The sequence below is a fragment of the Paraburkholderia sprentiae WSM5005 genome (assembly GCF_001865575.2).
In the GTDB taxonomy this organism is placed as follows: Bacteria; Pseudomonadota; Gammaproteobacteria; order Burkholderiales; family Burkholderiaceae; genus Paraburkholderia; species Paraburkholderia sprentiae.
Genome location: NZ_CP017562.2, coordinates 2,410,781 through 2,425,208 on the forward strand (window position 1 = coordinate 2,410,781; position 14,428 = coordinate 2,425,208).

The 14,428-nt window shown below is 64.3% G+C and carries 12 protein-coding genes, 2 tRNA genes, 1 rRNA gene and 1 riboswitch; of the genes, 8 read left to right on the top strand and 7 right to left on the bottom strand.

Going from position 1 to position 14,428, the window contains the following annotated elements; translation table 11 throughout:
* Positions 1–90: 90 nt before the first annotated feature.
* The 5 genes from BJG93_RS27700 to BJG93_RS27720 all read right to left on the bottom strand — a co-directional run bounded on the left by BJG93_RS27700 (position 91) and on the right by BJG93_RS27720 (position 3,465).
* A tRNA-Ala gene (locus BJG93_RS27700) sits at positions 91–166 on the bottom strand.
* Between the two features lie 53 nt (positions 167–219).
* A tRNA-Ile gene (locus BJG93_RS27705) sits at positions 220–296 on the bottom strand.
* Between the two features lie 76 nt (positions 297–372).
* Positions 373–1,905, bottom strand: a 16S ribosomal RNA gene (locus BJG93_RS27710).
* A gap of 589 nt (positions 1,906–2,494) precedes the next feature.
* Positions 2,495–3,235: a CbtA family protein gene (locus BJG93_RS27715; RefSeq protein ID WP_027195257.1), complete on the bottom strand. Its 741-nt coding sequence runs from the start codon at positions 3,233–3,235 to the stop codon at positions 2,495–2,497.
* A gap of 11 nt (positions 3,236–3,246) precedes the next feature.
* On the bottom strand, positions 3,247–3,465 hold the full coding sequence (locus BJG93_RS27720; protein ID WP_027195258.1) for a CbtB domain-containing protein: 219 nt from the start codon (positions 3,463–3,465) through the stop codon (positions 3,247–3,249).
* A 41-nt stretch (positions 3,466–3,506) separates the two neighbouring features.
* Positions 3,507–3,655: riboswitch (cobalamin riboswitch) on the bottom strand.
* A 72-nt stretch (positions 3,656–3,727) separates the two neighbouring features.
* Between BJG93_RS27720 and BJG93_RS27725 the strand changes: the two genes are divergently transcribed.
* Positions 3,728–4,348, top strand: a complete 621-nt coding sequence (locus BJG93_RS27725; protein WP_027195259.1) for a histidine phosphatase family protein — start codon at positions 3,728–3,730, stop codon at positions 4,346–4,348.
* A 13-nt stretch (positions 4,349–4,361) separates the two neighbouring features.
* Here BJG93_RS27725 and BJG93_RS27730 read toward each other — a convergent pair whose 3' ends face one another.
* On the bottom strand, positions 4,362–4,802 hold the full coding sequence (locus tag BJG93_RS27730) for a hypothetical protein (RefSeq protein WP_027195260.1): 441 nt from the start codon (positions 4,800–4,802) through the stop codon (positions 4,362–4,364).
* Positions 4,803–4,998: 196 nt separating this feature from the next.
* Here BJG93_RS27730 and BJG93_RS27735 point away from each other — a divergent pair, with 196 nt between their 5' ends.
* The 7 genes from BJG93_RS27735 (at position 4,999) to BJG93_RS27765 (ending at position 13,920) form a co-directional block, all read left to right on the top strand.
* Positions 4,999–6,516, top strand: coding sequence for an ATPase domain-containing protein (locus tag BJG93_RS27735; protein WP_027195261.1), 1,518 nt, complete (start codon positions 4,999–5,001; stop codon positions 6,514–6,516).
* Between the two features lie 3 nt (positions 6,517–6,519).
* Positions 6,520–8,178: an ATP-binding protein gene (locus BJG93_RS27740; protein ID WP_027195262.1), complete on the top strand. Its 1,659-nt coding sequence runs from the start codon at positions 6,520–6,522 to the stop codon at positions 8,176–8,178.
* A 59-nt stretch (positions 8,179–8,237) separates the two neighbouring features.
* Positions 8,238–8,942 (top strand): MarR family winged helix-turn-helix transcriptional regulator, encoded by a 705-nt coding sequence (locus tag BJG93_RS27745; protein ID WP_027195263.1) that lies wholly within the window; start codon positions 8,238–8,240, stop codon positions 8,940–8,942.
* A gap of 6 nt (positions 8,943–8,948) precedes the next feature.
* Positions 8,949–11,051 (top strand): FUSC family protein, encoded by a 2,103-nt coding sequence (locus BJG93_RS27750; protein WP_027195264.1) that lies wholly within the window; start codon positions 8,949–8,951, stop codon positions 11,049–11,051.
* A 69-nt stretch (positions 11,052–11,120) separates the two neighbouring features.
* A complete protein-coding gene (locus BJG93_RS27755; RefSeq protein WP_027195265.1) occupies positions 11,121–11,330 on the top strand; it encodes a DUF1656 domain-containing protein in 210 nt (69 codons plus the stop codon).
* Positions 11,327–12,355: an efflux RND transporter periplasmic adaptor subunit gene (locus tag BJG93_RS27760; RefSeq protein ID WP_027195266.1), complete on the top strand. Its 1,029-nt coding sequence runs from the start codon at positions 11,327–11,329 to the stop codon at positions 12,353–12,355. The genes BJG93_RS27755 and BJG93_RS27760 overlap by 4 nt, the downstream gene beginning before the upstream one ends.
* Positions 12,352–13,920, top strand: coding sequence for an efflux transporter outer membrane subunit (locus BJG93_RS27765; RefSeq protein ID WP_027195267.1), 1,569 nt, complete (start codon positions 12,352–12,354; stop codon positions 13,918–13,920). Before BJG93_RS27760 ends, BJG93_RS27765 begins: the two co-directional genes overlap by 4 nt.
* 22 nt (positions 13,921–13,942) lie before the next feature.
* On the opposite strand, the gene BJG93_RS27770 is transcribed toward BJG93_RS27765, so the two are convergent.
* A complete protein-coding gene (locus tag BJG93_RS27770) occupies positions 13,943–14,404 on the bottom strand; it encodes a (2Fe-2S)-binding protein (RefSeq protein WP_027195268.1) in 462 nt (153 codons plus the stop codon).
* Positions 14,405–14,428: the final 24 nt, after the last annotated feature.

A 14,428-nucleotide genomic window follows, 5' to 3' on the forward strand; every position in this document is an offset into this window, starting at 1 on the left:
TCACATTCCATCGCGTACCGCGCTGACTGGCTCAATCGCCAATGCCAAGTACTCAGCCTCACTTCGCGCTGAACCCTTGGCATTGAGGATTGGTGGAGGATGACGGGATCGAACCGACGACCCCCTGCTTGCAAAGCAGGTGCTCTCCCAGCTGAGCTAATCCCCCCGGCCCCACACAGACCCGGGCACACTCCCCCGGCCCCGCACCACAGACAAGGATGGTGGGTCTGGATGGATTCGAACCATCGACCCCCGCCTTATCAAGACGGTGCTCTAACCGGCTGAGCTACAGACCCCTGAGCCTGTCTGCGTTGCTTTCTTAACCACAGCCGATAAGCGTGAGCACTTGACGCGAGCAATGCTCGACTCTGGAAAGGAGGTGATCCAGCCGCACCTTCCGATACGGCTACCTTGTTACGACTTCACCCCAGTCATGAATCCTACCGTGGTGACCGTCCTCCTTGCGGTTAGACTAGCCACTTCTGGTAAAACCCACTCCCATGGTGTGACGGGCGGTGTGTACAAGACCCGGGAACGTATTCACCGCGGCATGCTGATCCGCGATTACTAGCGATTCCAGCTTCACGCACCCGAGTTGCAGAGTGCGATCCGGACTACGATCGGTTTTCTGGGATTGGCTCCACCTCGCGGCTTGGCAACCCTCTGTTCCGACCATTGTATGACGTGTGAAGCCCTACCCATAAGGGCCATGAGGACTTGACGTCATCCCCACCTTCCTCCGGTTTGTCACCGGCAGTCTCCCTGGAGTGCTCTTGCGTAGCAACTAGGGACAAGGGTTGCGCTCGTTGCGGGACTTAACCCAACATCTCACGACACGAGCTGACGACAGCCATGCAGCACCTGTGTTATGGCTCCCTTTCGGGCACTCCCGGCTCTCACCAGGATTCCATACATGTCAAGGGTAGGTAAGGTTTTTCGCGTTGCATCGAATTAATCCACATCATCCACCGCTTGTGCGGGTCCCCGTCAATTCCTTTGAGTTTTAATCTTGCGACCGTACTCCCCAGGCGGTCAACTTCACGCGTTAGCTTCGTTACCAAGCCAATGAAGGCCCGACAACCAGTTGACATCGTTTAGGGCGTGGACTACCAGGGTATCTAATCCTGTTTGCTCCCCACGCTTTCGTGCATGAGCGTCAGTATTGGCCCAGGGGGCTGCCTTCGCCATCGGTGTTCCTCCACATCTCTACGCATTTCACTGCTACACGTGGAATTCCACCCCCCTCTGCCATACTCCAGCGCTGCAGTCACCAATGCAGTTCCCAGGTTAAGCCCGGGGATTTCACATCGGTCTTACAGCACCGCCTGCGCACGCTTTACGCCCAGTAATTCCGATTAACGCTCGCACCCTACGTATTACCGCGGCTGCTGGCACGTAGTTAGCCGGTGCTTATTCTTCCGGTACCGTCATCCACCCCCGGTATTAACAGGGATGCTTTCTTTCCGGACAAAAGTGCTTTACAACCCGAAGGCCTTCTTCACACACGCGGCATTGCTGGATCAGGGTTGCCCCCATTGTCCAAAATTCCCCACTGCTGCCTCCCGTAGGAGTCTGGGCCGTGTCTCAGTCCCAGTGTGGCTGGTCGTCCTCTCAGACCAGCTACAGATCGTCGGCTTGGTAGGCCTTTACCCCACCAACTACCTAATCTGCCATCGGCCGCCCCTTGAGCGCGAGGTCCCGAAAGATCCCCCGCTTTCCTCTCCCGAGCGTATGCGGTATTAATCCGGCTTTCGCCGGGCTATCCCCCACTCCAGGACACGTTCCGATGTATTACTCACCCGTTCGCCACTCGCCACCAGGGTTGCCCCCGTGCTGCCGTCCGACTTGCATGTGTAAGGCATGCCGCCAGCGTTCAATCTGAGCCAGGATCAAACTCTTCAGTTCAAACCTGTTACTGTTTTCGGTCCATCTCTGAACCGGTCGCTCACTCAACGTACTGACGATGATCAATCCGTCTTCCGACAGATCAACCTTCCTCTGATACTGTGTGAGGCTTCTTGATACTTCTGCCTGACAGCAGATTCCGCAGAACCCGCTGCCGCATTGCGCATCAAGCGCCCACACTTATCGGCTGTTAGTTTTTAAAGATCGGTCCGCCCAACCCGCCGTACCGGCATTACAGCTACCCGGCACCGCCTCGTCTGGCGTCGCTGCATCAGCAGCAGAGAGGCGAGATTATGGAGAGCGGCCCATGTTCCGTCAATACCCTTCTCGCAATTTATTCTAAAAAGTTGAAGAGCTTAAAAATTGAGCAACGTCGTGCGAAAATTCGATTGCTTAGACGTCCGATCTATTTGCCGGCTTGTCGCCGGAAAGGAAGAGAAGAGTGGCATTGCGAAAAACCACTCAGCAGCTTTTCCACAGAAAATGTTCGCAAGCCTGTGGATAACCGCTCCACAACCGCGCCAAGTACTTGAAGCAAAACCGTTCTCGCCCGTTGCGCGCAAAGCGCGGCCGCGCGTCACGCTGCTATTCAGACAGACTTCCTCGTCACATGCGCATTCGTACGCATAAAAGCGCTGCGCTCGACCATCGCACCGAACAGCAGCCCGATCGTCGTCCACATGATCACCTGCATGCCGATCGCCGCGACGCGGAACTTCCACAGCAGTACAGCCGGGAATGCCGCCGGCACTTCATTGATCACCGGCATCGACAGTTGCACAGCTGCGATGATCGCGGCGAACATGAGCCCCGCGACGATCGAACCGTTCCACGCGCCCAGCTTCGCCGCCGCGCGACGCCGCACCTTCAGCGAAAACACCATCGTTACAAGCGAAATCGCGATTGTCAGAAAGAATAAGCCCGTGCGCGTGCCGATCGTCTCCGGATCGCCCACCGACGGCGGATTGGCCGGATACTTGATATTCGGCACAATCACGAGCGCAATGAACGCACCGAGCGCGAGCCACGCTGACAGTGCGCGCACGCTCAAGGTCCCAGCCCGTCCATACGAATACGCAAACACCAGCGAGAATAGGCCGCCGAATGCCGCGCCATAGGTAACGACGCCGGTCAGCAGGCCGAGGCCTGCCTGCGTCTCGCGGCTCACGATTTCAGGCTCGGGCGCTTCGCCGCGCGCTGCGGCCGCTTTTTCCCCGAATGAAATCGCCTGATCGACCTGCGGTTCGCCGACGATTCGCGCGAACGAGAACGTGAGCAAGCCCGCGACGATACCCGCGAGCATCCCCCGCACTAACAATTTACCTACCATGCCGAACTCCGTTAGTGGCAGGGAAAGCCGAGCAGATGGCGGCCGTCGTGCACGAACTCATGCACGACCATGCCGGGTACGAGCGACGTCGCCCCCTCTTCCGCACCAACGAAGTAAAGCGCGAGCAGCAACAGAGCGCCGAATGCCGCCCACGGCAACAGTTCGCGCAAAGGAATGGGAGTGGGCTGGGCCGCCGGTTGGGCGGCGGGATCGAAGACAGCTTCGGTCATGATGGACATCTCCTGAGGGTAACGCGCCCCGAAAGTCGATTGCAGAGGAATGATGCGAAGCCCAGGTCTGGCTTTCGGCTCTTGTAGATTGCAATGCCGATTACAGTGGCGCGACCGCGCCGGGTTCTCACCGGCTTCCGTGCTTCGCAGCGCCACTATTCTACGCGCTAAACTGCGGCATCCGCGACGGCGAGCCCCCTCAACGCGCGCTGCGAGCCGATGGAGCCGTCGAGGCAAGTGCGAAACGGCGCAAAGGCAAAGAATGGATACGCGACTATTACTGGTGAGCCATGCGGCAACGGCCGCGCAGCGCGCGGGCCGCTTCCCCGCCGACGATCCGCTCGACGCGCGCGGGCGCGCCGAAGCCGAAGCGGCGCGCAAACATCTCGCGCTTCCCGCCGACGCCGCCATATTCACCAGCCCTGCCCGCTGCGCGCGTGACACCGCCACGGCGCTCGGTCTGAGCGCAACGGCCGCCGACGCATTGGCGGATATCGACTACGGCAAATGGCGCGGCCAACGTCTCGCGGATATTGCCGATGAAGCGCCGCACGAACTCGCCGCCTGGACATGCGAGCCCGACGCTGCGCCGCCCGGCGGCGAATCGTTCGGTCAACTCGTGCGTCGAATTGGAGAATGGCTCGACGCGCAGCAGGCGGACGTGCGTTCATGCAATGCCGTCAACGAAGCAGCCTTCCGCGTCTCGACGCACCACCGAACCATCGTCGCAATCACACACACGCCGCTCCTGCGCGCGGCAATCGTGCATGCTGTCGGTGCATCGCCGGTCGTGTTTTGTCGCATCGAGATCGCGCCGTTGTCGCTCGTTGAATTACGCCATTCACGACGCGGCTGGACATGGTGGCCCGCCACCATGGTATGAACCAAGACGTCGCTTACCTGCCCGACACCACGAGCCGCAACCTGTTGGACCCCTCGGGCGTCAGCGTGATCTCGGTGCGTCGATCCTTCGCACCGAGATAAAAGTGCTGACGTCCCGGCGAATTCTGATCATGCGTCGCGTCGGGCAGGCACGACGCGATGTCGGCCGCGACTGCTTCTAATGCATCCGCGTTCGAGCCCGCCGCCTGATGCGGCGTCCACGTGCACTGGAAACTGCGATGCGCGCCTGAACATTGCGCGTCGTCGCCATAGGGTTGCGCGACGCCTTTGCCGTCGTCGGCCGTGAGCGAGGCGAAGCCGTCCGGCGCCGCAGCCACGATCCGTTTCAGCGCGGCGCAAGGTCTAGGGCTATCGTCGGCGGATGCGTTGCCCGACAGCAGCGCCGCGAGCGATGCCACGGTGAACGCAAAAGCGGAGAGTCGATAGGTTTTCATGTCGAGCGTGAAGCTCTAAAGTGCCGCCGAAAAGGCTCGCAGCGAGCCTCGCATTCGCCAGCACGCTTCATGCCCATGCGCGCGAGCGTCCGCTTATTCAAACGACGCGGGGCGGCACACAAATTGCCGACGGCCATACCGGCCGCGACATCGCGCCATTTCGATCGAAGCCATTGCCGACGTCATTTCGAACATCATGTCGACCACTATCGCCGCCCCTACCCCCGCCCGCCTCTCGTCGGGCATCGAAGGAATCGACGACATCCTGGGCGGCGGTTTCACGCCGAACCGCATGTACCTCGTGGAGGGCGCGCCAGGCACGGGCAAAACCACCTTCGCGTTGCAATTCTTACTGAAAGGCCTCGACGAAGGGCAGACCGGCCTGTACATCGGGCTGTCCGAAACCCGTGCTGAATTGCTCGCGATCGGCGCGAGCCACGGCTGGGATCTAAGCCGTTTCACGATACTCGAACAGCTGCCCGAAGAAGGGCTCGAACCGCAATACGAACAGACCGTGCTTCACCCGGCCGAAGTCGAACTCGGCGAAAGCGTGCGTAACGTGATCCAGCACGTCGACGAACTGAAGCCCGCGCGCATCGTGCTCGACAGCCTGTCGGAACTACGGCTGCTGGCGGAAAACCCGCTGCGCTACCGTCGGCAGATTCTCGCGCTCAAGCGCCATTTCTCGACGCGCGAGTGCACGGTGCTGCTGCTTGACGATACGACGGGCGGCAGCGCCGGCATCCAGCTTCATAGCATCGTGCACGGTGTGATCAGCCTCGACAACGTCGCCCATGACTACGGCGGGACTCGCCGCCGCCTCCGCATCGCGAAGATGCGCGGCATCAAATTCCGCGAGGGCTACCACGACTTCACGCTGAACACCGGCGGCCTGCGCGTCTATCCGCGCCTCGTCGCCGCCGAGCATCACAGCGAATTCGACACGAACCCGATCAGCACCGGCACGCCCGGCCTTGACGCGCTGCTCGGCGGCGGGCTCGTCCCCGGTACTAATTCGCTGATCATCGGCCCGTCGGGTGTCGGCAAAACCACCACTGTCGTGTCGTGTCTGCTTGCCGCGCTCCAACGCGGCGTGCGTTGCGCGTACTACGTGTTCGACGAAACGCTCAGCACCCTGGTCACGCGCTGCGCGACGCTCGGCATCGATCTCACGCCGCACGTCGACAGCGGTCTGCTGACGCTGCGCCAGATCGATCCCGCAGAAATCTCGCCGGGTGAACTGGCGAGCGACCTGCGCGACGCGGTCGAAAACGAGCGCGTGCGCTACGTCGCAATCGACAGCCTGAACGCCTATCTGCAGGCGATGCCCGGCGAGCGCTACCTGCTGCTGCACATGCACGAGCTGCTCGGCTATCTGAATCAGCAGGGCGTGATCACGATGCTCGTGCTCGGGCAGCACGGCATCATCGGCGAAGTGCAGACCGAGATCGACATCAGCTACCTGAGCGACGTGGTCCTGCTGTTCCGCTATTTCGAGCACCACGGCGAAGTGCTGACCGCGGTGACCGCCGTGAAGAGCCGCGCGAACGATCATGAACGCACGATCCGCCAGTTCCGCCTTCGCGCGGAAGGCATCGAGATCGGCGAAGCGCTGCGTGACTTCGAGGGCGTCTTGTCGGGCCTGCCCTCGTATCGCGGCAGCACCGCGTTGCTCGGCTCGACGAACCGTCTAATCGATACATCGGGACGGTGAGCGATGGAGCAGCGGGTCCTCATCCTTGCGCCGTTCGGCCGCGACGCCGACGTGATCGCCGCTGTGCTGCACAACGACGCTCACGCCTGTGTGACCTGCAACGACGCCGACGCGCTCACCACCGAGCTCGACATCGGCGCGGGCGCAGCGCTGCTGACCGAGGAAGCGCTGGCGAACGGCCACGGCTCGGGTCTCTTTGCGTGGCTCGAACGGCAGCCCGCATGGTCCGACTTCCCGATCATCCTGCTCGGCGCGCGCAGTGCCGGTCATCGATCCGCGCGCGGGCGCGACGTGCTCGAACGGCTCGGCAACGTGGTAGTGCTCGAGCGCCCACTCAATTCAGAAACATTGCGGCGCGCGGTGGCGTCGTCGTTGCGGGCACGCGGGCGGCAATATGAATCCCGGCGGCTGCTGGCCGAGCGCATCGAGGCACAGGACGCGCTGGAGCAGCTGAACGATTCGCTGGAAAGCCGCATCGCCGCGCGCACCCATGAGCTTGCGTCAGCCAACGACCGGCTGATGGCCGAGATCCACGAGCGCGCGAAAGTCCAGGCCGTGCTCGTGCAGGCGCAGAAGATGGAAGCGCTCGGCCAGCTGACGGGCGGCATCGCGCACGACTTTAACAACCTGCTGAACGTGATCATGGTCAACGCGGAGCTGATCGCGCGCGTGTGCGGCGACGAACGCCTGCGCGGCATGGCGGCGACCGTCAAGCGCGCGACCGAGCGCGGCGCGAAACTGACCGGCCAGTTGCTGACCTTCTCGCGCAACAGCAACCCGAACCTGAAAGCGATCGACGTCGTCGCGCTGTTGCAAGGCATGCGCGACATCATCGCCGTGTCGCTCGGCTCGGGCATCCGCTATGGCAACCACTTCGAGCGCGACGAAATGTGGACTCAAGCCGACGCGAATCAGCTCGAGCTCGCGGTCCTCAATCTCGCGATCAACGCGCGCGACGCGATGCCGGGCGGCGGCCGCCTCGACATTCACGTGAGCCTGCGCGACGCGCCCGACCGGGCGCTGAAGCACGGCCGCTATGTCGTGATCGAAGTGTCCGATACCGGCGAGGGCATTCCGCCCGATGTCGTGTCGCGCGTATTCGATCCGTTCTTCACGACCAAGCCGGTGGGCAAGGGCACCGGGCTCGGCCTGAGCCAGGTGTATGGCATCGCACGGCAGGCCGGCGGCGCCGCGCGCATCTTCAGCGAACAAGGCGTCGGCACCACGGTGCAGATCTGGCTACCGATGCGCCAGCGCGTGGCCGCGCACAGCGAAGCCGAGTCCGACGCGGAAGCGAACGCGGTCGGTGACAAGCGCGTGCTCGTGGTCGAGGACGACAGCGAAGTGCGCGCGATGCTGGTTGAATCGTTGCGCATGCTGGGCTATACGGTGACCGAGGCCGCCGACGGCCAGGCCGGCCTTGACCGCCTGGTCGACGACCAACCCGATCTGCTGATGGTCGACTTCGCGATGCCGGGCATGAACGGCATCGACGTGATCGCCGCGGCCCGCAAGCTGCGTGCCGACCTGCCGGTGATCCTCGCCACCGGTTATGCCGACGTCGACATTGCCGATCTCGCGATCGAGCATTGTACGATTCTGCGCAAGCCGTTCCAGCTCGACGATCTGGCGCGCACGGTGCGGGTCGGGCTGGCCGCGTGAATCAAGTATTTCCAATTGAATAGCTTGCTAACGAATGTTTTGGAAATACAATACCGGCCATGTCGAATCTCGATGCGCTGCGCCGCACTGTCAGCAGCACGCTGGTCGTCGCCGCCCGAAAGTGGCGGCGCACGAGTCATGGCGTGCTCGCGGCCTTCAACGTCTCCGAAGCGTGCGCGACGCCGCTTCTGACCGCCAGCCGGCTCGGCTCGGCGGTACGTCAGGTCACCCTCGCCGATCACGTCGGCATCGAGGGGCCATCGCTCGTGCGGCTGCTCGACCAGTTGTGCGCGGCCGGCCTGATGCGCCGCGACGAAGACCCTGAAGACCGCCGCGCGAAAACCGTGGTACTGACCGACGAAGGCCGCGCCGTCACCGCGAAGATGGAAGAGGAGCTGGTGACACTGCGTGCGCAGGCGCTCAAAGGCGTTTCGCGCGACGATCTCGAAGCCGCCCTGCGCGTGTTCGACGCATTCACGACCGATGCCGCCGGACGCGCCGAATCAGGCGGCATCGAGCGCGACACGCACAACCCACGCGGGCAGCCGGCGCGCGCGGGATCGGCCAGCCAACAGCCGACGAAGCGCACATCGTCGGCGAAGCGCAAGCCCGCCAAAGGCGACGAGCCTGGCAGCAAAGTCAAACCGACGAGCGGCAAAAGCGCTGTAAAAGCGGCCAGCCAATCGCGCGGCCCCGTCAAGGCGCGCAAGTCCATCAAGCGCGGCGCGCGAACCACCGCGCCGCACAACGCCGATTCCGCGTAACGGTTCATGGTCTATCCCACTCTTCGCGACTGGCTGTTCTCCGTCAAGACCTTCGCCGCGGCGATGCTCGCGCTCTACATCGGCCTCGCGTTCGAACTACCGCGGCCGTACTGGGCGATGGCCACCGTCTACATCGTGTCGAACCCGTTCGTCGGCGCGACCCGTTCGAAGGCGATCTATCGTGCGCTGGGCACCGCGCTCGGCGCGTCGGGCGCGGTATTGCTGGTGCCGCCGTTCGTCGAATCGCCGTACCTGTTCAGCATGGTCGTCGCGGCGTGGACCGGCACGATGCTCTACCTCGCGGTGTCGGACCGCACCGCGCGCAGCTACGTATTCATGCTGGCTGCATATACGATGCCGATCATCGCGCTGCCGTCGGTGACGAATCCGACCGGCGTCTTCGATCTCGCCGTCAGCCGCACCGAGGAGATCATTCTCGGCATCGTCTGCGCGAGCATCGTCGGCAGCGCGGTGTTTCCGAGCCGGCTCGCGCCGACGATCATCGAGCGCACCGATGCATGGTTTCGCGACGCCGCGTTCTATGCGACCGAAACGCTGTCGGGCCGCATCGCGAGCTCGGCGATTTCCGGCGCGCGGCAACGGCTCGCGAGCACGATCAACGGTCTCGAGTTGCTGCTGAGCCAGCTCGCCTACGATCACACCCGCCCCGACGTGCTCGCGCGCGCACATGAGCTACGCGGGCGCATGCAGTTGCTGCTGCCGATCATGTCGTCGCTCGCCGATCCGCTGCTCGCGCTGTACAACAACGGGCCGCAGCACTGGCCCGAAGGACTCCGGACGCTGATCGACGACGTGATCAAGTGGTTCAACCGGCCGCTGCCCGCGCCGAGCGAGGGCTATCACGCGGACGAAACCGCCAACGCGCTGCGCCAGCGCATCGCCGCGATGCGGCCGCCCGCCGCCGCGCTCACGCATTGGGACGGCGCGCTGCTGTCGAATGCGCTGTGGCGGCTGGGGCAAGTCATCGACGTGTGGCAGGACTGCCGCTCGCTGCGCATCATCATCACGCGCGAGGAAGGTACGTGGCGACCGCATTTTCGTCATTGGCGGCTCGGCGGCACCCAGCGCTTCTACGATCGCGGCATGATGCTGTTCGCGACCGTGTCGGCGGGCGCCGCCGTGGTGTTGGCGTGCGCGCTGTGGATCACCTCGGGCTGGAACGACGGCGCGAGCGCGGTCACGCTCGCGGCCGTGGCCTGCTGCTTCTTCGCCGCGCTCGACGAGCCCGCGCCGTTCGTGTTCCGCTTCTTCCTCGCGACAGCCGTCAGCGTGGTGGCCGCGGGCCTCTATCTGTTCGTCGTGCTGCCGAAGGTGCACGACTTCCCGATGCTGGTGATCCTGTTCTCCGCGCCGTTCATTCTGGTCGGCACGCTGATTCCGCGCCCGCAGTTCAATATGGTGACGGTGCTGGTCGCGGTGAACACGGCCACCTTCATCAGCATTCAGGACGCGTACGACGCGAACTTCCTGACGTTCCTGAACGCCAACCTCGCGGGCCTCGCCGGCCTGCTCTATGCCTACCTGTGGACCCGCGTGACGCGCCCGTTCGGCGCCGAGCTCGCCGCGGCGCGCCTGCTGCGCTCCAGCTGGGCCGACGTCGCGCTGACTGCGTCGACGCGGCCGATCGAAGATCAGCGCAATCTCTCCGCGCGCATGCTCGACCGGCTCATGCAGCTGATCCCACGCTTGGCGGCCACCGACGATTACCGCCATCCGTCGATCGAAAGCTTCCGCGATTTGCGCATCGCGTTCAATGCGCTCGATCTGCGGCGCCTCACACGCAAGCTCGGCGGCGAAGCGGCCGGCGCGATCGACCACGTGCTCGATGGAGTGCGTACATACTACGAGAGCTGCGTCGATCGACGCCACCGCCAGCCGGTGCCGGACAGCCTGATGTCGTCGATCGATGTGGCCGTCGCGCGCGTCACCGCGCAGGGGCTCGCCAACGCCGCTGCGCCGACCGAGACCTCGCAAACCTCGGCGCGCCTGCTGCGCGACGCGCTGCACGCGCTGGTCGGCTTGCGTCTTTCGCTGTTTCCGGCGACGCTCACGAAACCAACGCCGACCGAACCGGAGGCCGCCGCGTGATGCACCCATTCGTGCGCCCCTGCTTGCGCCCGCTTGCGCACCCCAATCCCCACTTTCCCAGCTGCCGCGATGATCGGTGAAATCGATATTTTCGGCGTGTTCGTACCGTCCGTGCTGGTCCTGATGTTGATCGCGTATCTGATCAACCTCGGCATTCGCACCGTGCTCGACCACGCCGGCTTTTACCGCTTCGTCTGGCATCGCTCCATCTTCGATCTCGGCATCTATGTGCTTGTGCTGGGCCTTGTCGTCGTCGTTTCGCACAGACTCATAACGTGAAAAAAACCTGGTTCTCCATCGGTCAGATCCTGCTGACCCTGATCGTCGTGGTGGTCGCGGCATTCGTGCTGTGGAAACTCGTCAGCTACTACATGTTCGCGCCGTGGACTCGCGACGGACACGTACGCGCCGACGTGATCCAGGTCGCGCCCGACGTGTCGGGACTGATTTCGTCGGTCGAGGTCATGGACAACCAGCAGGTCAAGCAGGGCCAGGTGCTGTTCAGGATCGATCAGGCGCGCTACACGCTCGCGTTGCGTCAGGCCGAGGCAACGGCGCAGCAGCGCCGCGCGACGCTCGATCAGGCGCGCCGCGAATACGCGCGCAACCGTCAGCTCGGCAACCTGGTCGCCGCCGAAGTGCTCGAAGAAAGCCGCTCGCGTGTCGACGCGGGCGAAGCCGCGCTCGCCGACGCAAACGTCGCGATCGACACCGCGAAGCTGAACCTCGAACGCTCGACGATCAAAAGCCCGGTCGACGGTTATCTGAACGACCGGGCGCCGCGCGCCGGCGAATTCGTCACGGCCGGCCGCGCGGTGGTCGCAGTGGTCGACATGCATTCGTTCAGGGTCGACGGCTACTTCGAGGAAACCAAGCTGCGCGGCATCGACATCGGCCAGCCGGTCGACATCATCGTGATGGGCGAGCCGAAGCCGCTGCGCGGGCACGTGCAGAGCATCGTCGCCGGTATCGAAGACCGCGACCGTACGCAAAGCGCCAATCTGCTGCCGAACGTGAACCCCGCCTTCAGCTGGGTGCGGCTCGCGCAGCGCATACCCGTGCGCGTCGCGCTCGATGAAGTACCCGCTGATTTCCGCCTGATCGCGGGGCGTACCGCGACCGTATCGGTGCGTGACCTGTCGCCGCTCAGGACACGAGCCGTGTCGGGCATGGGCGGCGCATCCGGCGCGGTCGCGGCTTCGGCTGCGCCGGTGGCGCCGGGTTCGTCGGTAGTGTCCGGGTCCGCCCGGTCGGCCCGGTCGGCCCCGGCAACGGCCTCCGCACCATCGGGCGCAGCGCAATGAAGTTCGTGCGTACCTTGTCCTCGCTGGCGCCGCGCTTGTCGCTGCTGCCACTGCTGCCGTTATTGCCGATCACCGTCGCGCTGAACGGCTGCATCAACGTCGGGCCGAACTACGCGCTGCCGAAACAGGCGCTCGTCAATGCGCCTCTGGCGAACGGCGCGATCGAGGGCGCCGATTCCAGGCTGACGTCGCCGCTCAACACGCCGACCGTCTGGTGGAAACTGTACGACGATCCGGTGCTGAACCGTCTCGTCGACGAAGCGTTGAAATCGAATACCGACCTGCGCGTCGCAGCCGCGAATCTCGCGCGCTCGCGCGAGGCGCTGAGCATCGCCCAAGCGCAGGGCGGCTTTTCGGGCAAGGCGTCGGTGGCGATCGAGCGCGCGCAGGAATCGGCCGAGCAATATCTGCTCACCGAGAAACTGCCGGTCGCCAACGAAGGCGACATGGGCGTCAGCATCTCGTACGAAATCGATCTGTTCGGCAAGCTGCGGCGCGGCGTCGAAGCGGCGGCGGCGGACACCGAGGCCGTGGAAGCCGCGGACGACCTCGCGCGTATCACCGTCGTCGCGGACGTGGTGCGCTCGTACGTCGAGCAATGCTCGGCGGCCGAGGAGCTGCGCATCGCGCAGCAATCGCTCGCGTTACAGAGGCAGCGCGTGGATGTGTCGCGCCGTCTGCGCGATGCGGGCCGCGGCAACCAGACCGCGGTCACGAGCGGCCAGACTCAAGTCGAGAATCTGACGGCCGACATTCCGCGCTACGCCGCGCGCCGCAAGATCGCACAATACCGGCTCGCGATGCTGCTCGCCCAGGCGCCGTCCCAATTGCCGCCGGCCGTGCTCGCTTGCGACCGGCTACCGCAAATCCACCAGCCGATTCCGATCGGCGACGGCGCCGCGCTGCTGCGGCGCCGCCCGGACGTGCACGAAGCCGAGCGTCAGCTCGCGGCGTCGACGGCGCGCATCGGCGTCGCGACCGGGGCGCTTTATCCGAGCATCAGCATCGGCGCGTCGGCGGGCTTCACCGGGATTCTCGAAGACATCCCCACGCAACCGACGGCGCGTTGGGCCTTCGGTCCGCTCATCAGCTGGACCTTCCCGACCAATGGCGCGCGCCAGCGCGTACACGAAGCGGAAGCGTCGAGCCAGGTCGCGCTCGCGAAGTTCGACGGCGTGGTGCTGACCGCGCTGCGCGAAACCGAAACCAATCTCGCGACCTACGCGTCCGACTACGCGCGCGCCGAATCGCTGCGCGCGGCGCTGAAATCGGCCGCGCAATCGGCGGATGAAACGCATCGTCTGTATCGCGCCGGACGCGAGTCGTTCATCTCCGATCTCGACGCGACGCGCACGCTGACGGCCGCGAAGTCGCAGCTTGCGGCGGCGGAGGGCCAGGTGGCGATCGATCAGGTCAATCTGTTCCTGTCGCTTGGCGGTGGGTGGGAGGTTGGCGGGCAGAGCACGCCGGGCGAAACGCCGCCGCAGTTGAAGGCCACGCCTGTCGCGGCCAAGCCGGCGGCGAAGTCGGCAGGGTCGACGGCGTCGACTATGAAAGCACCTTGACTGGCATGCCTGCGAGAGTGACTCAGCGCTTGCGGGCCGTCGCCGCCGCCTGATGTATCGCCGCCCGCACCCGCGGGTACGTGCCGCAACGGCATACCACCGGCGTCATCGCGTCGTCGATGTCGGCGTCGGTCGGATCAGCCTTGCGCTTGAGCAACGCGCAAGCCGCCATCAATTGCGCGCTCTGGCAATAACCGCACTGCACCACATCGAGTTCAATCCACGCGGCCTTCAGCGCCTGCGCCTCGCGTCCCTGCAAACCCTCGATCGTCGTGATCTTCTGCGCATGCAGGCTCGACATCGGCGTTTGACACGCGAAGCACGCGGCGTCATCGAGATTGATCGTGCAAGCGCCGCAGATGCCCACGCCGCAGCCGAACTTCGTGCCGGTCATGCCGAGATCGCAGCGCAGTACCCATAGCAGCGGCATGTCCGGATCGGCATCGACCCTCACCTTGCGTCCGTTGATGTTGAGTACCGCCATGCTTGCCTCCTGAGTCGCCGCGTC

Bases quoted from the DNA above. Each gene is read 5' to 3' on its own strand.
- BJG93_RS27740 (WP_027195262.1), top strand. From the start codon at position 6,520: ATGGAGCAGCGGGTCCTCATCCTTGCGCCGTTCGGCCGCGACGCCGAC.
- BJG93_RS27735 (WP_027195261.1), top strand. From the start codon at position 4,999: ATGTCGACCACTATCGCCGCCCCTACCCCCGCCCGCCTCTCGTCGGGC.
- BJG93_RS27720 (WP_027195258.1), bottom strand. From the start codon at position 3,465: ATGACCGAAGCTGTCTTCGATCCCGCCGCCCAACCGGCGGCCCAGCCC.
- BJG93_RS27715 (WP_027195257.1), bottom strand. From the start codon at position 3,235: ATGGTAGGTAAATTGTTAGTGCGGGGGATGCTCGCGGGTATCGTCGCG.
- BJG93_RS27770 (WP_027195268.1), bottom strand. From the start codon at position 14,404: ATGGCGGTACTCAACATCAACGGACGCAAGGTGAGGGTCGATGCCGAT.
- BJG93_RS27755 (WP_027195265.1), top strand. From the start codon at position 11,121: ATGATCGGTGAAATCGATATTTTCGGCGTGTTCGTACCGTCCGTGCTG.
- BJG93_RS27750 (WP_027195264.1), top strand. From the start codon at position 8,949: ATGGTCTATCCCACTCTTCGCGACTGGCTGTTCTCCGTCAAGACCTTC.
- BJG93_RS27745 (WP_027195263.1), top strand. From the start codon at position 8,238: ATGTCGAATCTCGATGCGCTGCGCCGCACTGTCAGCAGCACGCTGGTC.
- BJG93_RS27725 (WP_027195259.1), top strand. From the start codon at position 3,728: ATGGATACGCGACTATTACTGGTGAGCCATGCGGCAACGGCCGCGCAG.
- BJG93_RS27730 (WP_027195260.1), bottom strand. From the start codon at position 4,802: ATGAAAACCTATCGACTCTCCGCTTTTGCGTTCACCGTGGCATCGCTC.
- BJG93_RS27765 (WP_027195267.1), top strand. From the start codon at position 12,352: ATGAAGTTCGTGCGTACCTTGTCCTCGCTGGCGCCGCGCTTGTCGCTG.